General features: G+C 41.8%; 17 protein-coding genes. All 17 read left to right on the top strand.

Annotated elements, in window-relative coordinates:
• Positions 1–31: 31 nt before the first annotated feature.
• The 17 genes from flhA to dxr all read left to right on the top strand — a co-directional run bounded on the left by flhA (position 32) and on the right by dxr (position 16314).
• Positions 32–2065, top strand: coding sequence for a flagellar biosynthesis protein FlhA (flhA, locus tag JOC74_RS02545; protein WP_053602821.1), 2034 nt, complete (start codon positions 32–34; stop codon positions 2063–2065).
• Entirely contained in the window at positions 2062–3156 is a 1095-nt protein-coding gene (gene flhF / locus JOC74_RS02550; protein WP_053602822.1) for a flagellar biosynthesis GTPase FlhF, read from the top strand. Before flhA ends, flhF begins: the two co-directional genes overlap by 4 nt.
• Complete coding sequence (locus tag JOC74_RS02555; RefSeq protein ID WP_211086037.1) at positions 3156–4028, top strand: MinD/ParA family protein; 873 nt, start codon at positions 3156–3158, stop codon at positions 4026–4028. Before flhF ends, JOC74_RS02555 begins: the two co-directional genes overlap by 1 nt.
• A 4-nt stretch (positions 4029–4032) precedes the next feature.
• On the top strand, positions 4033–5067 hold the full coding sequence (locus JOC74_RS02560; RefSeq protein WP_053602824.1) for a protein-glutamate methylesterase/protein-glutamine glutaminase: 1035 nt from the start codon (positions 4033–4035) through the stop codon (positions 5065–5067).
• A gap of 16 nt (positions 5068–5083) precedes the next feature.
• Positions 5084–7060, top strand: coding sequence for a chemotaxis protein CheA (locus tag JOC74_RS02565; RefSeq protein WP_053602825.1), 1977 nt, complete (start codon positions 5084–5086; stop codon positions 7058–7060).
• Positions 7061–7077: 17 nt separating this feature from the next.
• Positions 7078–7548 carry a chemotaxis protein CheW gene (locus tag JOC74_RS02570; RefSeq protein ID WP_053602826.1) on the top strand — a complete coding sequence of 157 codons (471 nt, stop codon included), beginning with the start codon at positions 7078–7080 and terminating at the stop codon, positions 7546–7548.
• Positions 7549–7553: 5 nt separating this feature from the next.
• Complete coding sequence (locus JOC74_RS02575) at positions 7554–8183, top strand: chemotaxis protein CheC (protein WP_053602827.1); 630 nt, start codon at positions 7554–7556, stop codon at positions 8181–8183.
• A complete protein-coding gene (locus JOC74_RS02580) occupies positions 8180–8680 on the top strand; it encodes a chemotaxis protein CheD (protein ID WP_053602828.1) in 501 nt (166 codons plus the stop codon). The genes JOC74_RS02575 and JOC74_RS02580 overlap by 4 nt, the downstream gene beginning before the upstream one ends.
• 25 nt (positions 8681–8705) lie before the next feature.
• Positions 8706–9470, top strand: coding sequence for a FliA/WhiG family RNA polymerase sigma factor (locus tag JOC74_RS02585; protein ID WP_211086038.1), 765 nt, complete (start codon positions 8706–8708; stop codon positions 9468–9470).
• A gap of 22 nt (positions 9471–9492) precedes the next feature.
• A complete protein-coding gene (locus JOC74_RS02590; RefSeq protein ID WP_053602830.1) occupies positions 9493–9981 on the top strand; it encodes a DUF6115 domain-containing protein in 489 nt (162 codons plus the stop codon).
• Positions 9982–10136: 155 nt separating this feature from the next.
• Positions 10137–10853, top strand: coding sequence for a 30S ribosomal protein S2 (gene rpsB / locus JOC74_RS02595; RefSeq protein ID WP_053602831.1), 717 nt, complete (start codon positions 10137–10139; stop codon positions 10851–10853).
• Between the two features lie 124 nt (positions 10854–10977).
• Positions 10978–11853 (top strand): translation elongation factor Ts, encoded by an 876-nt coding sequence (tsf, locus tag JOC74_RS02600; protein WP_053602832.1) that lies wholly within the window; start codon positions 10978–10980, stop codon positions 11851–11853.
• Positions 11854–12129: 276 nt separating this feature from the next.
• Positions 12130–12852, top strand: coding sequence for a UMP kinase (pyrH, locus tag JOC74_RS02605; RefSeq protein ID WP_053602833.1), 723 nt, complete (start codon positions 12130–12132; stop codon positions 12850–12852).
• 1 nt (position 12853) lies between these two features.
• A complete protein-coding gene (gene frr / locus JOC74_RS02610) occupies positions 12854–13411 on the top strand; it encodes a ribosome recycling factor (protein WP_053602834.1) in 558 nt (185 codons plus the stop codon).
• Positions 13412–13525: 114 nt separating this feature from the next.
• Positions 13526–14311, top strand: coding sequence for an undecaprenyl pyrophosphate synthase (gene uppS / locus JOC74_RS02615; RefSeq protein ID WP_053602835.1), 786 nt, complete (start codon positions 13526–13528; stop codon positions 14309–14311).
• 12 nt (positions 14312–14323) lie between these two features.
• Positions 14324–15121, top strand: coding sequence for a phosphatidate cytidylyltransferase (locus JOC74_RS02620; protein ID WP_053602836.1), 798 nt, complete (start codon positions 14324–14326; stop codon positions 15119–15121).
• A gap of 44 nt (positions 15122–15165) precedes the next feature.
• A complete protein-coding gene (dxr, locus tag JOC74_RS02625) occupies positions 15166–16314 on the top strand; it encodes a 1-deoxy-D-xylulose-5-phosphate reductoisomerase (RefSeq protein ID WP_053602837.1) in 1149 nt (382 codons plus the stop codon).
• Positions 16315–16318: the final 4 nt, after the last annotated feature.

Genomic DNA, 16318 nt, shown 5'->3' on the forward strand with positions numbered 1-16318 from the left:
TAGTTTTTGAGTATTAAAGGAGAGAAAAGCAATGTCTGCAAGAGATTTTACCGTATTATTCAGTGTTGTCCTCATTGTTGCAATGCTGGTGATTCCATTTCCGCCTTGGATGCTGAGCATTTTCATAATCATTAATATATCTCTTGCTTTAATCGTGCTTCTAACAACGATGAATATGCAGGAAGCACTGCAATTTTCCATTTTCCCGTCTTTATTATTATTACTTACGTTGTTTCGCTTGGGATTAAATATTTCTACCACCAGATCGATACTTGCAAATGGCGATGCGGGAAAAGTCGTGGAAACATTTGGATCCTTTGTGGTCGGCGGAAACGTACTGGTAGGTTTGGTCGTATTCACTATACTAATTATCATTCAGTTTGTCGTCATCACAAAAGGGTCAGAGCGGGTATCCGAGGTTGCAGCCAGGTTTACTTTAGATGCGATGCCAGGAAAACAAATGAGTATTGATGCCGATTTAAATGCCGGAATGATAACAGAACACGATGCAAAAGAACGCAGAGAAAAGGTAGCAAGAGAAGCCGATTTTTATGGAGCAATGGATGGAGCGAGCAAGTTTGTCAAAGGAGATGCTATTGCCGGAATTATTATTGTACTCATTAACATTATTTTCGGAATCATAATCGGAATGCTTCAGGAGGGTATGTCAATTCAGGAAGCGGCTTCTCATTTCACATTGCTAACAGTCGGTGACGGAATCGTCTCCCAAATCCCTGCCCTTCTGATTTCAACCGCCACGGGAATTGTTGTGACAAGAGCAGCGTCGGAGGGGAATCTCGGTCAGGATATTACTAATCAGCTTTTTGCTTTTCCGAAGCTCCTTTACATCACAGCAGCAACCATTGCTCTTTTAGGATTATTTACGCCGATTGGTATTCTTTTGACTGGACCATTTGCAGCCATATTGGCTATCGGAGGCTACATGCTTTCAAGAGAACCGAAAGAACCGGAAATGGCGGCAGATGAAATCGATGAAGCGGAAGCAGAAGTTCTCAAAAGCCCAGAAAGTGTCGTTCATTTGCTCCATATTGATCCGATCGAATTTGAATTTGGCTACGGGTTAATTCCACTGGCTGATTCTGCCCAGGGCGGAGACCTTCTCGATCGAATCGTAATGATACGCAGACAGCTTGCGCTTGAGCTCGGCTTGGTGATTCCGGTCGTTCGCATACGGGACAACATTGCGCTTCAGCCGAATGAATACCGCTTAAAGATCAAGGGAAATGAAGCGGCAAAAGGGGAATTGCTGCTCGATCATTATTTGGCGATGTCTCCTTCATCTGAAGAAGACTTGATCACAGGTATTGATACGATTGAACCATCCTTCGGCCTGCCCGCGAAATGGATTGCTGAATCAGAAAAAGATAGTGCAGAAATGCTCGGCTACACAGTTGTAGATCCAGCTTCAGTTGTTTCAACACACATAACAGAAATGGTGAAACAGCATGCCCATGAATTATTGGGGAGACAGGAAACCAAACAGCTAATTGACCATTTAAAAGAATCGTATCCAGTGCTTGTTGAAGAAGTGACACCCAATCCTCTTTCTGTCGGAGATGTACAAAAAGTGCTGGCCAAGCTTTTAAAAGAACACGTTTCAATCCGCAATCTTGTCACTATTTTTGAAACGCTGGCGGATTATGGAAAAATGACATCCGACTCGGATTTATTAACCGAATATACGAGACAAGCGTTAGCCCGACAGATTACATCTCAGTATACGGATGAAAACGAATCAATGAAGGTTGTCACTTTTTCGGGCAGGGTAGAAAAAGCAATTGCTGACGGGGTTCAGCAAACAGAGCAAGGAAGGTATTTGTCAATTGCACCTGCCGCATCGGATAACATTATTCAATCGGTCGCAAGAGAAATTGAACAGCTCTCTCTGCAGCAGGAAACACCGATACTGCTATGTTCACCTCCTGTTCGGATGTATATAAAACAGCTTTTAGAACGCTATTTTCCTGATCTTCCGGTTCTATCGTACAACGAGCTTGAAGCTAATGTGGAAGTTCAGAGCATTGGGGTGGTTGATATACCATGAGAATAAAAAAATTTACTGCTGATACGATGAATTCTGCGGCAAAAATCATTAAACAAGAATTAGGAAATGATGCGGTCATTCTAAATAGTAAGACGGTATATAAACGAAAGCTGTTTGGCTTGACGAAAAAAAAGGCTGTCGAGGTGATTGCTGTAGCCGATCAAAGCGGACTGGATGTAACTGCCCCTCAAGAAAAAAAAGCTCTCCGTACCTTGAAGCCTGGACCTTCTCCGGCTCCTGTTTCAGAGACGGAACAGAAGCCGATTCGACAGATGGTACACTCACCGATTGACAAAACAAGGTATGAGCTTTTTCCGGACCATGTAAGACAAATAAGCAACCTGTTATTGAATCAAGGTGTTTCATCCGAAATTCACCATCAAATCATGCTGCCGCTGATTGAACTGGCCTTGAAAAATGAGTGGCCGGAAAAACCAAGGCTGTTGGACATCATTGGGCAGGAACTGTCATGCCTTATAGATGATTATAAAGGCTTTAATGATCAAACAAAGTACATTGCCCTTTTTGGGCCGACCGGTGTCGGAAAGACAACGACATTGGCGAAACTGGCAGCTGACAGCTTTCTCAATAAGCAAAAAAGAATTGCGTTTATCACAACCGATACCTACAGAATTGCGGCAGTTGAACAGCTAAAAACATATGCGGAGTTGCTCTCAGCACCTTTGGAAGTCTGTTATTCGAAAGAAGATTTTCAAAAGGCACAGCAGAAGCTTTCAGAGTATGATCATGTTTTTATAGATACCGCAGGCAGGAACTATAAAGAAACTCAGTTTATAAAAGAACTGGAGCAACTTATTCCTTTTGGAGACGATATTGAATCATATTTGGTTCTGTCGGCAACCAGCAAGCAGGAAGATCTTCTGCAAATTTCCAGACAGTTCGCCCATTTGCCGTTTTGTCGCTATATTATGACTAAATTGGATGAAACCGATACGCTTGGCCCGGTTCTTACACTTCTGTCGGAAACGAAAACATGTATTGGCTATATTACTGACGGGCAGGCCGTGCCGGAAGATATAAGGAAAATGAACAAGTCAGAGTTTGTTCAATCGCTCATGAGGTTCCTCTGATGGATCAGGCTGAATATTTGCGAAAATTATTAGCGGAGAGGAAAGGGCAAAAAATATCCGCCAAATCGGCAGAAACGATCGCTGTCATAAGCGGGAAAGGCGGAGTTGGAAAATCGAATCTTTCCTTAAATCTATCGCTTTCTTTACTAGAAAGGAATAAAAAAGTCCTGTTAATCGATTTGGATATCGGGATGGGAAATATTGACGTCTTGCTTGGTGAGTCTTCTCGTTATTCTCTGGCAGATTTACTGCAGCAGGAAATGTCTTTTCAAAAAGCAATGACAGCCGGACCTTTAGGGCTGCAATATATTTCTGGCGGATCTGGATTAAATTCCATTATCGAACTGAATGAACAGAAATGGTCATTTTTCTCAAGGGAGCTTGAAGAGCTGCTGGATAAATATGATTATGTGATTTTCGACATGGGGGCGGGGTTAACGAAGGAACAGCTTCCGTTTGTCGTCTCATCCACACATATTTTAGTCGTGGCAACTCCTGAACCGACTTCATTAATGGATGCTTATAGCGCTACGAAGCACATTACGTTAAATAAAAAAGATTTGCGCTTCCATGTGCTGATGAACAGATGCCTGCACCAACGTGAAGGTGAGCTGGCATTTTCCAAATTGTCTAAAACGATGCGCACATTTTTGCAACAAAGGATTTCTTATCTTGGGAATGTCCCGGAGGATCCATTGGTTCGAAAAGCAGTAACGTCACAGCTCCCGTTCGTTATCAGCCATCCCCATTCTAAACTTTCAAAATCCATATATCGTGTGGCGGACGCGTTTCTACATACTGAAGAAAAAAGGGTGGAGGCAAAAGAAGCATCGTTTTTGAATAAGCTTTCCGCATTTTTTAAAAGGGGGTAGTCAATTGATTCGTGTTCTTATCGTCGATGATTCTGCTTTTATGAGAAAGCTCCTTCACGATTTTTTTAGCTCGGATCCTTCCATAACCATAGCGGGAACAGCAAGAAATGGCAGAGACGCCTTGGATAAAATGGAAGCTTGCTCTCCGGATGTCATTACCTTAGATGTTGAAATGCCAGTCATGGATGGATTGGAAACGTTAGAGAAAATTCTTGCAACAGAGAGACTGCCTGTCATTATGGTTTCAAGCAGTACAAAAACAGGGACTGAGACGACCATCAAATGTCTCTCACTAGGTGCTTTTGATTTTGTCACTAAACCGTCAGGATCTATTTCATTGGATTTATATACTGTTAAAGAGGAATTAATCGAAAAAGTAAAAGCGGCAGCGAGAGACAGCCTTCGAAGTTTCGGCGAAATAGCGACTCCTATTGAGTACAGTCCTCATATTAATAGGGATCATTTGAAACGACGTGTCGTTTGTATCGGTACTTCGACAGGAGGGCCTAAAGCCCTTCAAATTGTTCTTGAGGAGATTCCGGCAGCCATCGCAGCCCCGATCTTTGTAGTCCAGCATATGCCTGTTGGATTTACGTCCTCTCTTGCTTCCAGACTTGACCAGCTGTGTGACGTACATGTGAAGGAAGCCGAAGATGGGGAGTTTGCAATGGATGGGTATGTATACATCGCTCCGGGGGGAAAACAGATGTCTGTTGTCTCAGTAGGTTCACGTTTGAAAATTGAGTTGTGCCGGGAGGATGCTAAGGGTGGTCATTGTCCATCAGTAAACCATTTATTCCGTTCACTCGCCAAGATAAAATTCCGCCAAAAAATCGCTGTAGTAATGACTGGAATGGGAAATGACGGAACGGAAGGGTTGCAAAAGCTGCTTGAAGAAGGCCAGACGCACGCCATTGCAGAATCAGAAGAATCAGCTATCGTGTTTGGAATGCCGAAATCTGTCATTGCTACGGGGTTGGTGCACAAAGTCAGACACGTTAACGACATTGCAGGTGCCATTATGTCTTATATGAAATAATTGGGAGTGAAAATGAGTGGAATTAAATCAATATTTAGACGTGTTTATTGAAGAAGGAAGAGAACATTTGCAAGCGTGTAATGAAAAACTTCTTTTACTCGAAAAAGAACCTGGGGATATTCATCTCATTCATGATTTTTTCAGATCCGCCCACACCCTTAAAGGCATGAGCGCAACGATGGGATTTGAGGATATGGCGCAGCTCACACATCATTTAGAAAATGTGCTTGATCGATTGCGCAACGAAGAAGCACCAGTCTCTTCAGAAAAAATCGATTTAATGTTTGAGGCACTCGATCATTTGGAAGACATCCTTCAATCCATCATTGGCGGCGGTGACGGCAAAAAACATGTCGGTGATATATGCGCAAAACTGAACGGGGATGAGACCAGCCAAGAAAAGCCTCCTGCATCCGGATCAATTCAGCTGACATTTGATGACGTCGAAAAAAATGTAATTAATGAAGCGATTGAGCAAGGCTATGCTTTTTATCAGCTGACTGTTTCCTTAAAAGAAGATTGCCTTCTAAAAGCAGTCCGGGTATATATGGTTTTTGAACAGCTGAATGAAACAGGAGAGGTTATTAAAACCATTCCGGATACAGAGGCTCTCGAAACAGAAAATTTTGACTCTGAATTCACAATGGGCTATCTTTCAAAACAAACGAAAGATGAAGTTATCGAGCTTATCCATAAGGTGTCTGAAATTGATGCCGTCCGTGCGGAAGAAATAAATCTTGAGGATGTAAGCCCTGCTTCAAATGAACTTCAAAGACCCGATCAAGTTCAGCAAGCCGAGCAGCCGGTTGATGAAAAATCGGAGGTGAAAAAAACCTCTCATTCAGGAACAAAAACGATTCGCGTCAATATTGACAGGCTTGATTCGTTGATGAATTTATTTGAAGAATTGGTGATTGACCGAGGCAGGCTGGAGCAAATTTCAAAAGAGATTAACCACCAGGATTTATCTGATACTGTAGAAAGAATGACTAGAATTTCCGGCGATCTCCAATCAATTATATTGAAGATGCGGATGGTTCCTGTCGAAACGGTCTTTAATCGTTTTCCGCGCATGATCCGGCAGCTCTCCAAAGATTTGGAAAAGAAAATAGAATTAACGATCGACGGTGCTGATACAGAGCTTGATCGAACGGTAATTGATGAGATTGGCGATCCACTTCTTCATCTTTTGCGCAATAGCATTGACCATGGAATCGAAACTCAAGAGGTACGAAAGAAAAACGGCAAATCCGATACGGGCAAAGTAAGTCTTAAAGCCTACCATAGCGGAAACCATGTTTTTATCGAAGTGAAAGATGACGGAGCAGGGATTAACACAAAGAAAGTATTGGAGAAAGCGATAGCGAAAAACATCGTAACGGACGCTGAAGCAGAATCTATGTCAAAAAATGAGATTGAGTCATTAATTTTTGCCCCGGGATTTTCGACTGCAGAGAAAATTTCCGATATCTCCGGGCGCGGTGTAGGTTTAGATGTTGTCAAAAGCAAGCTGGAATCTTTGGGTGGAATGGTCACGATAGAGTCAGCTGAAGGTGAAGGCTCACTTTTTTCGATACAGCTTCCGCTTACGTTATCAATCATTTCCGTCCTATTAATAAAGCTTGGATCAGAAACATATGCCATACCGATTTCATCCATCATTGAAACTGCGGTCATCGAAAAACAGGATATTTTATATACCCATGACAGGGAAGTGATTGACTTTAGAGGCCAAACGGTTCCATTGGTGTACCTGAAAGAGCAATTTTCAGTTGAATCTATATCCGGAGAAGTCGAACAGATGCATGTTATCGTCGTTCAAAAAGGCGAAAAATTAACTGCATTTGTCGTTGATTCCTTTATTGGACAGCAGGAAGTGGTATTAAAATCTGTTGGTGATTATTTGTCCGGTGTCTTTGCGATCTCTGGAGCAACCATTCTGGGAGAGGGCCAAGTTGCTCTTATTGTTGATTGCAACGCTTTAATTAAATAAAGAAAGGGATGGCAAAAATGAGCACAGCAGTTCAAACGGAAGAAAAGATGATAGTGATTAAATTGTTGGGCAAAGAATACGTCGTTCCCGTACTTGAAGTAAAATCAATAGAAAGATGGCAGCAGCCGACAAGGGTTCCTGGAGTAGAAGCTTATATTAAAGGTGTGATTAATCTTAGAGGAGTTGTGACGCCAATCATTGATTTGCAAAGCAGGTTGGAGCTTCCATCATCTGAAGTTTCGGAGAGCACGAGGATCATCATCGTTGCCATTGGTGAGCTTGAAGCAGGTTTTATTGTTGATGAGGCTAATGATGTCATTTCTGCCTGTCAGCATGAAATTGAACAGCCTACGGAAACCGCAGAAAAGGCAGCTGATGAGTGGGTGACAGGAATAATTAAAAGAGGGAACAGGATTTTGAATCTTCTAGATTCGAAGGCAGTTCTCGATCGCAGCATACATTCCGAACCAGCACAAAGCTTGGTGTAGTGTAAATGAATATCTTACTCCACATGAATGAGTATCAGGTCGATCTGCTAAAAGAGGTTGGAAATATTGGTGCGGGGCATTCTGCAACAGCATTAGCGACCCTGTTGGATCGAAAAATTGAAATGGAAGTCCCATATGTTAAGCTTTTATCCTTTGACGAACTAGCGAATTTTTTCGGCAGGGCGGACTTGACGGTTGTTAGTATATTTTTGCGGATGGAAGGGGAATTTCCTGGTTCCTTATTCGTTATATTACCTCTTGATCATGCAGAAAACATCATTCAAGAAGTGATCGGCGACTCCACTTTTTCGATGAACATTCTCTCAAGCCATGAATTAGGGAATTCTGCTCTTCATGAAATCGGTAATATATTGGCGGGCTCGTATTTGAGCTCTATTGCTGATCTAGCCAATCTTTCTTTGTACCCCAGCGTTCCTGAAGTAACGGTCGATATGTTTGGCGCCGTAATTGGAGAAGGGCTTCTCGAACTCAGCCAATTGGGGGAACAGGCTATGGTGATCGATACATCAATCTTCGACCATAAAGATAGGCGAGATATGAAAGCCCATATGTTTTTGCTGCCAACTGCAGATTCGTTTGAAAAACTTTTTGCGAAATTGGGCGTTGCGCAATGAGTATAGTTGAACCAGAAATTGTAACAGTTGGCATTTCGGATCTAAAGATAGCGGCAAAACCGAACAGGCTGCGAACCTCGGGTTTGGGATCTTGTATTGGATTAGTGATCTATGACTCTGTTAACAAGACGGCTGGGATGGTACATATTATGCTTCCTGATTCATCCTTCTCAAAAACCAGTGAACTGAACAAAGCAAAGTACGCAGATACAGCCGTCCAATATTTGGTTGAAATGCTTGAGAGTGCCGGATGCGAGAAGTCGTCACTTTTAGCAAAAATGGCCGGCGGGTCTGAGATGTTCAAGTTTTCTTACCAGCCTGAAATCATGAGAATTGGACCGAGAAATGTGGAAGCAGTCAAAAATAACCTCAGTCTTCTCAATATTCCTATCGTCAGCTCTGATACAGGAGGAACTAATGGAAGAACGATTGAATTCGATATGGACACAGAAAACCTTACAATCCGTACAGTGACTCAAGGAGTAAAAGTGATATAAATTCGCATGAAGGGGGTAGAGGAACATGCAATCCTTAAGATCTGAAGACCAATTGCTTTGGTCACGCTGGAAAGAATGGAGAGACCGCAATGCCGGTGATGACTTAATTCGAAAATATATGCCGCTTGTCACCTATCACGTAGGTCGTATCTCAGTAGGATTGCCAAAATCAGTCCATAAGGATGATCTAACGAGTTTAGGCTTGATGGGATTATATGATGCTTTAGAAAAATTCGACCCTGGACGTGATTTAAAGTTTGACACCTATGCTTCATTTCGAATCAGAGGTGCCATTATTGACGGGCTTCGCAAAGAGGACTGGCTGCCAAGAACGTCACGTGAAAAAACAAAGAAGGTGGATGTGGCAATTGAGCGGCTGGAGCAGCGTTATTTACGAAATGTAACACCGGATGAAATTGCCAAAGAATTAGGAATGACACAAGAGGATGTCGTAACAACGATTAATGAAGGATTTTTTGCCAACCTTCTTTCAATTGATGATAAACTTCATGATCAGGATGAAGGGGAAAACATTCAGGTTATGATCAGAGACCATAACGAACAGACGCCAGAAGAAAAAATTGTAAAAGCAGAATTAATCGAACAGCTATCCGATCAAATTCGTGAGCTTTCAGAAAAAGAGCAAATTGTTATCAGCTTGTTTTATAAAGAAGAATTAACGCTGACTGAAATAGGACAAGTACTGAAGCTTTCTACGTCGCGAATTTCACAAATTCATTCAAAAGCATTATTTAAGTTAAAACATTTGCTTGAAAAGGCAATTGATTAAAAAAGATTTGCGGGTGGTACATATGACAACTGTAATGCTATGGCTCGCCAGCTTTACCCTTCACGGAGTCCTGATTTATTTTGTTCTTATTTTATATACTCGGTTGAAAGCAACACATGATATGGAAGCGAAACAAAGGCAGCTGCTCGAAGAAACAGAGAACACTCTGACCGCATTTTTAATCGAATTAAAGGACGAAAATCGGGAATTAAAGAAGCAGCTGGAAGTGCCTGAAGCTACAAAATCAAAACACTTCGAAACCAAAAATCAATCAACCAATGAAAAAAGTGAAAACAAAGAAGAATTGCCTTCGTATATTGAGTCTCTATTAAAAGAAACAGAGAGGAATGAGGCAGCGGTTATGCAGCCGGAGCAAGAGATACAGCTGTCCTTCGATGAGCAAGCCGTCGCTTTGTTCCAAAAGGGACATTCAATAGAAGAGATTGCCCGCAAACTAAAAAGCGGGAAAACTGAAATCGAATTGCTTTTGAAATTTCGCGGGATGAGATGAGAAATTACTTGATTGTCACATGAGCATATGTTATAGTATTTTTTGGTGTTAATTACACACGCTTTTTTGATTTTTGCAGGTGGTGCCGTTCGGTTCTGCATTAAAGATGACGAAAAGCGGAGGAAAAAAACCATTTAATAGGAGGAAACAAAAGCATGTCAGTTATCTCAATGAAGCAATTGCTTGAAGCTGGTGTTCACTTCGGCCACCAAACTCGCCGTTGGAACCCAAAAATGAAACGTTACATTTTTACTGAACGTAACGGAATCTACATCATCGACCTTCAAAAGACGGTGAAAAAGGTAGAAGAAGCTTACAACTTCACAAAACAGCTTGCTGCTGACGGAGGAAAAATCCTTTTTGTCGGAACAAAAAAACAAGCTCAAGAGTCTGTGAAAGAAGAAGCAGAACGTTCTGGAATGTATTACGTAAACCAACGTTGGTTAGGCGGAACATTAACAAACTTTGAAACCATTCAAAAACGCATCAAACGTTTAAAAGATATTGAAAAAATGCGTGAAAACGGCACGTTCGACGTTTTGCCTAAAAAAGAAGTCGTTCAGTTGAATAAAGAATTAGAGCGTCTTGAAAAATTCTTAGGCGGAATCAAAGACATGAAAGGGCTGCCTGATGCATTGTTCATCATTGACCCTCGTAAAGAGCGCATTGCAGTTGCGGAAGCTCGCAAACTTCATATTCCGATTGTCGGAATCGTCGATACAAACTGTGATCCTGATGAAATTGATCATGTAATTCCAGCAAACGACGATGCGATCCGCGCTGTTAAATTGCTTACATCTAAAATGGCGGATGCGATTTTAGAAGCGAAGCAAGGAGAAGAAGAAGCACCGGAAGCCGCTGCTACTGTATAATATTTTATATAGGGTGATAAGAGGGAATGGGCCTTTTATCACCTTTTTACAAGCCGTTTTATAACTTAAAACAAAAGGGTAAAATGGTACATATACTTTCTTTATTATAAGGAGGAAATGGATAATGGCAATTACTGCTCAGCTAGTTAAAGAATTACGCCAAAAAACCGGCGCAGGAATGATGGATTGTAAAAAAGCTCTTACTGAAACAGACGGAGATATGGATAAGGCTGTAGATCTACTAAGAGAAAAAGGAATTGCGAAAGCTGCTAAAAAAGCAGACCGCATTGCTGCTGAAGGATCTACGATTATTAAAGCGGATGGAAATGCGGCTGTCATTTTAGAAGTGAATTCTGAAACAGACTTTGTTGCGAAAAACGAAGGATTTAAAGAGCTTCTTTCCACTCTTGCAGATCATCTGATTGCCAGCAAGCCTTCAACACTTGAAGACGCTTTGGCTTCAAAAATGAGCAACGGCTCCACAGTCGAAGAATATATTACAAGTGCGATGGCAAGAATTGGCGAGAAATTAACTTTGCGCCGCTTTGAACTGTTAACAAAAGATGATAATTCAGCTTTTGGCGCATATTTGCATATGGGTGGACGCATCGGCGTTTTATCTGTTGTCAGCGGAACTACTGATGAAGACCTTGCTAAAGACATTGCAATGCATGTTGCCGCAGTGAATCCAAGATACATTTCAAGAGACCAAGTGTCTGAAGAAGAAGCAAATCATGAACGTGAAATCTTAACTCAGCAAGCACTTCAGGAAGGCAAGCCTGAAAATATCGTTGCGAAAATGGTAGAAGGCCGTTTAAACAAGTTCTTCGAAGAAATTTGTTTATTGGATCAGCCGTTCGTTAAAAATCCTGATGAAAAAGTGAAAAAAGTGCTTGGAAATGCAAAAGTAGAAACGTTTGTCCGTTACGAAGTGGGCGAAGGGATCGAAAAACGCCAAGATAATTTTGCAGAAGAAGTTATGAGCCAAGTGAAAAAATAATGTGAATCATCTGTCAGAGGGGATTGCCCTGCTGGCGTCTAACTAAACCAACCTTTGCTTATACGGGCAGTTTTTCTCCAAAAACGCTTCAACTTTGAAGCGGGGGCTACTGCCCGTTCATGCGGAGGAACAAGGGCTGCGTATGGATTTCCTAATACGTTTGCCTAAAGAAAATAGGGGACACATGCCGTGTTCCCTATTTTTAAAACATGATTTACAAAGCTAATTTTCTCTTGCATAATAATAAGCGGCAAAGGAATATACTTGGAGGTCATAATGGATAACCCAAAATATAAACGCATTGTATTAAAACTTAGCGGAGAAGCCTTGGCTGGTGAACAAGGGAACGGAATCAATCCCAAAGTCATTCATTCAGTAGCAGAGCAGGTAAAAGAAATCGCAGAACTGGGCGTAGAAACTGCCATTGTCGTAGGCGGAGGCAATTTGTGGCGCGGCAAAACCGGGAGCGACCTGGGGATGGACCGGGCAACAGCTGATTATATGGGTATGCTTGCAACAGTTATGAACTCGCTTGCTCTTCAGGATAGTTTAGAATCTCTTGGAATCCAATCAAGGGTACAAACGTCAATTGAAATGAGACAGGTAGCTGAGCCTTACATACGAAGAAAAGCTATTCGCCATCTTGAAAAAAAACGGGTCGTTATTTTCGCGGCGGGCACAGGCAATCCTTACTTCTCTACGGACACGACTGCAGCCCTGCGAGCAGCTGAAATTGAAGCAGATGTGATCCTGATGGCTAAAAACAATGTGGACGGGGTATATAATGCTGACCCTCGAATTGATGAGACAGCTGTTAAATATGATGTGCTATCTTATCTTGATGTACTTAAAAATGGATTAGCCGTAATGGATTCTACTGCGTCTTCACTTTGCATGGATAATGATATTCCGCTTATTGTTTTCTCAATAATGGAAGAAGGAAATATCAAACGCGCCGTGATCGGTGAAACTATCGGAACGATTGTTAGGGGGAAATGACATGTCAAATGAGATATTAACTGAAACACAAGAACGAATGGATAAAGCGTTAGCTTCTTATCAGCGTGAATTGGCAACTGTCCGTGCCGGCCGGGCAAATCCTTCCTTGCTTGATAAAGTTACTGTAGATTATTACGGGGCACAGACTCCACTAAACCAATTGTCTTCTATCAGTGTTCCTGAAGCACGGATGCTGATCATCACTCCGTATGATAAAACAGCACTAGGAGATATCGAAAAAGCCATTCAAAAAGCTGATTTAGGCATTACGCCATCAAATGACGGAAACATTATTCGCATCGCTGTTCCTGCTTTAACAGAGGAAAGACGGAAAGAGCTTGTCAAGCTAGTTAAAAAATATTCAGAAGATGCAAAAGTAGCCGTCCGAAACATTCGCCGGGACGCAAATGACGATTTGAAAAAATCAGAGAAAAATGGCGATATAACAGAAGATGAATTGCGTTCTGCCGGGGAAGATGTTCAAAAGCTGACTGACGACTATGTCGCGAAAATTGACACGGTTACAAAGGATAAAGAAAAAGAAATCATGGAAGTTTGATAAAAAACTCTGTACAATAGATAATAGTGAAAAGACCCTCTCACGTTTACAGGGGGTTTTTTTGTTAATACTGACTATGACGAAAAGCAACCTTTTGGGTGACGGAGGAATCTCATGCTCAATTTACTCAAAAACTGGAAGAATAATAACCAGCCGCAAGCATCCGATATGGAGAGCTATACAAAAGAAGATGTATTAAATGGACATGTTCCTGAACATATTGCCATTATTATGGACGGGAACGGCAGGTGGGCTAAGAAGCGAGCATTGCCGCGAGTAGCAGGACACCACGAAGGAATGAAAGTGGTCAAGAATACGACAAGAATTGCGAATCAATTGGGAGTCAAAATCCTCACACTCTACGCCTTCTCCACTGAGAATTGGAAGCGTCCTAAGTTTGAAGTTGATTTTCTAATGAAACTTCCGGAAGAGTTTTTGTCCACTTATTTACCTGAGCTTGTTGAGGAAAATGTTCAAGTTCGAATCATAGGGGACCGCACCGGGCTGCCGGATCATACGCTTCGGGCAATCGAGAAAGCGGTTATTGATACAAAAAACAATACTGGTATGGTTCTTAACTTTGCGTTAAATTACGGCGGGCGGAAAGAAATTATTCGTGCAGTTAAATCAATCGCAGAACAAACGAAAAACGGAGATATCGAAATTGATGAAATCGATGAAGAACTATTCTCCAGTTATTTAATGACAGAATCGCTCCAGGATCCTGATTTGCTGATCCGGACAAGCGGTGAGATCAGGCTCAGTAATTTCATGCTTTGGCAAATTGCTTACAGCGAATTTGTATTTACAGATGTATTGTGGCCTGATTTTAAAGATAGTCATTTCCTGCAGGCCGTTGGAGAGTACCAGCGTCGTGCACGCCGTTATGGTGGAGTTTAGAGGATGGTGTAAATGAAGATACGATTAGTGACCGGAATTTCAGCCGGAGCCGCATTTGTTCTATTTGTATTGCTTGGCCGGCTGCCTTTTACCCTGTTAATTTATCTTATTGGAAGCATTTCGCTTTACGAGCTTCTGCGGATGAAAAGGGTTAAATTATCGAGTACCCCTGGAATCATCAGCTTGCTTATGCTATGGACATTACTATTGCCAAGCGTCTATGAGCAGATGGAAATTATAAAACTGACGAAAGTAGAAGCTGTCCTTTTTGGCGTGCTCGTTTTGCTCGCGTACACTGTACTTACGAAAAACACATTTTCCTTTGATGAGGCAGCATTTGTTATACTTTCGACTTTATATCTGGGAATGGGTTTTTATTGTTTTATCGAGATCCGCAATTATAGCGGAATTGGAATTGAGATGATTTTTTATGCAATCGGAGTCATTTGGGCTACTGATTCCGGTGCTTATTTTATCGGGAAGTCTTTGGGAAAGCGAAAGCTCTGGCCGGAAATCAGCCCGAATAAAACAGTTGGCGGCTTCGTGGGCGGAATTATAGTCAGTGTCGTATTCGCTATCGTTTATCAAACGATTACAAGCTTTACAGACTCTTACATACTTATACTTTTCACAACAGTATTTTTATCTATATTTGGACAAATCGGTGATCTAGTGGAATCGGCGTTAAAGCGTCACTATCAGGTGAAGGATTCCGGCCACATATTGCCGGGGCACGGAGGAATGTTCGACCGTTTTGATAGTTTTTTGTTTGTGATGCCGCTTATGTATTTCTTTCTTCGGTTTTTTTAAGGCACATTTAAGCTTCCTGAAGTGGCTGGAAAAGGAGTGTCATTTTGAAAAAAATAAGTATTTTAGGCGCCACAGGTTCGATTGGAATTCAAACATTGGACGTATTAAGGTGCCATCCGGATCAATTTCAGCTTGTTTCGATGAGCTTTGGCAGCAATGTCGAGCAAGCAGTTAAAATCATAAACGAATTTAAACCAGAATATGTTGCAGCGGGCAGTAAAGAAGCCTATGATATATTATCTTCCAATGTATTCTCACATTCTTTTTCGGTGGGGTATGGCGAAGAAGCTCTTGCAGAAGCTGCAGTTTATAAAGCAGATTTCCTCGTCAACGCCCTTGTCGGCAGCGTAGGCTTGGTTCCTACCCTGAAGGCGATTGAAGAAAAAATCCCTGTCGCTTTGGCAAATAAAGAAACTCTTGTCACAGCGGGGCATATAGTAAAAGAACACGCTAAAAGATACAATGTCCCTCTTCTTCCTGTTGACAGTGAGCATTCTGCTATTTTTCAATGTCTGCATGGCGAGCAGCCGAAAACGATAGAGCGTTTAATTATTACGGCTTCAGGCGGAAGCTTTAGGGAAAAAAAACGGGAAGAGCTTGAAGGGGTAACTGTTAAAGAAGCATTAAACCACCCGAACTGGTCCATGGGAGCAAAAATTACGATTGACTCAGCAACAATGATGAATAAAGGATTTGAAGTCATTGAAGCTCATTGGCTGTTTGATATTCCTTATGATAAAATCGAAGTCCTATTACATAAAGAAAGCATTATCCACTCAATGGTAGAATTTAAGGATAGAAGCATTCTGGCTCAACTCGGTTCTCCCGATATGAGGGTGCCGATTCAATACGCACTGACCTATCCAGATCGGCTGTCTTTGCCTTCGGTAAAAAGCTTAAATCTATGGGAAGTAGGGCAGCTGAATTTCAAAAAGGCTGATGAGAAGAGGTACCGTTGCTTACAATTTGCTTTTGAATCAGGTAAAATAGGGGGAACAATGCCTACAGTTCTAAATGCTGCAAACGAAATGGCTGTCGAAGCGTTTCTTAATGGAAGGATTTCCTTCTTACAAATTGAAGAGCTAATTGAATCATCGTTGAATCGCCATCAGGCAATTGCCCGGCCAAATCTTCAGGACATCCAAGAAGTGGACAAAGAGACACGAGCTTTTGTTCAATCATTACTTGCATAAGGTG

This window comes from Bacillus capparidis (assembly GCF_017832095.1).
Lineage (GTDB): Bacteria > Bacillota > Bacilli > Bacillales > Bacillaceae > Bacillus > Bacillus gobiensis.

Excerpts from the sequence above, each read along its gene's own strand:
- flhA (WP_053602821.1), top strand. The coding sequence starts at position 32 with ATGTCTGCAAGAGATTTTACCGTATTATTCAGTGTTGTCCTCATTGTT.
- flhF (WP_053602822.1), top strand. The coding sequence starts at position 2,062 with ATGAGAATAAAAAAATTTACTGCTGATACGATGAATTCTGCGGCAAAA.
- JOC74_RS02555 (WP_211086037.1), top strand. The coding sequence starts at position 3,156 with ATGGATCAGGCTGAATATTTGCGAAAATTATTAGCGGAGAGGAAAGGG.
- JOC74_RS02570 (WP_053602826.1), top strand. The coding sequence starts at position 7,078 with ATGAGCACAGCAGTTCAAACGGAAGAAAAGATGATAGTGATTAAATTG.
- JOC74_RS02575 (WP_053602827.1), top strand. The coding sequence starts at position 7,554 with ATGAATATCTTACTCCACATGAATGAGTATCAGGTCGATCTGCTAAAA.
- JOC74_RS02580 (WP_053602828.1), top strand. The coding sequence starts at position 8,180 with ATGAGTATAGTTGAACCAGAAATTGTAACAGTTGGCATTTCGGATCTA.
- JOC74_RS02585 (WP_211086038.1), top strand. The coding sequence starts at position 8,706 with ATGCAATCCTTAAGATCTGAAGACCAATTGCTTTGGTCACGCTGGAAA.
- JOC74_RS02590 (WP_053602830.1), top strand. The coding sequence starts at position 9,493 with ATGACAACTGTAATGCTATGGCTCGCCAGCTTTACCCTTCACGGAGTC.
- rpsB (WP_053602831.1), top strand. The coding sequence starts at position 10,137 with ATGTCAGTTATCTCAATGAAGCAATTGCTTGAAGCTGGTGTTCACTTC.
- tsf (WP_053602832.1), top strand. The coding sequence starts at position 10,978 with ATGGCAATTACTGCTCAGCTAGTTAAAGAATTACGCCAAAAAACCGGC.
- pyrH (WP_053602833.1), top strand. The coding sequence starts at position 12,130 with ATGGATAACCCAAAATATAAACGCATTGTATTAAAACTTAGCGGAGAA.
- frr (WP_053602834.1), top strand. The coding sequence starts at position 12,854 with ATGTCAAATGAGATATTAACTGAAACACAAGAACGAATGGATAAAGCG.
- uppS (WP_053602835.1), top strand. The coding sequence starts at position 13,526 with ATGCTCAATTTACTCAAAAACTGGAAGAATAATAACCAGCCGCAAGCA.
- JOC74_RS02620 (WP_053602836.1), top strand. The coding sequence starts at position 14,324 with ATGAAGATACGATTAGTGACCGGAATTTCAGCCGGAGCCGCATTTGTT.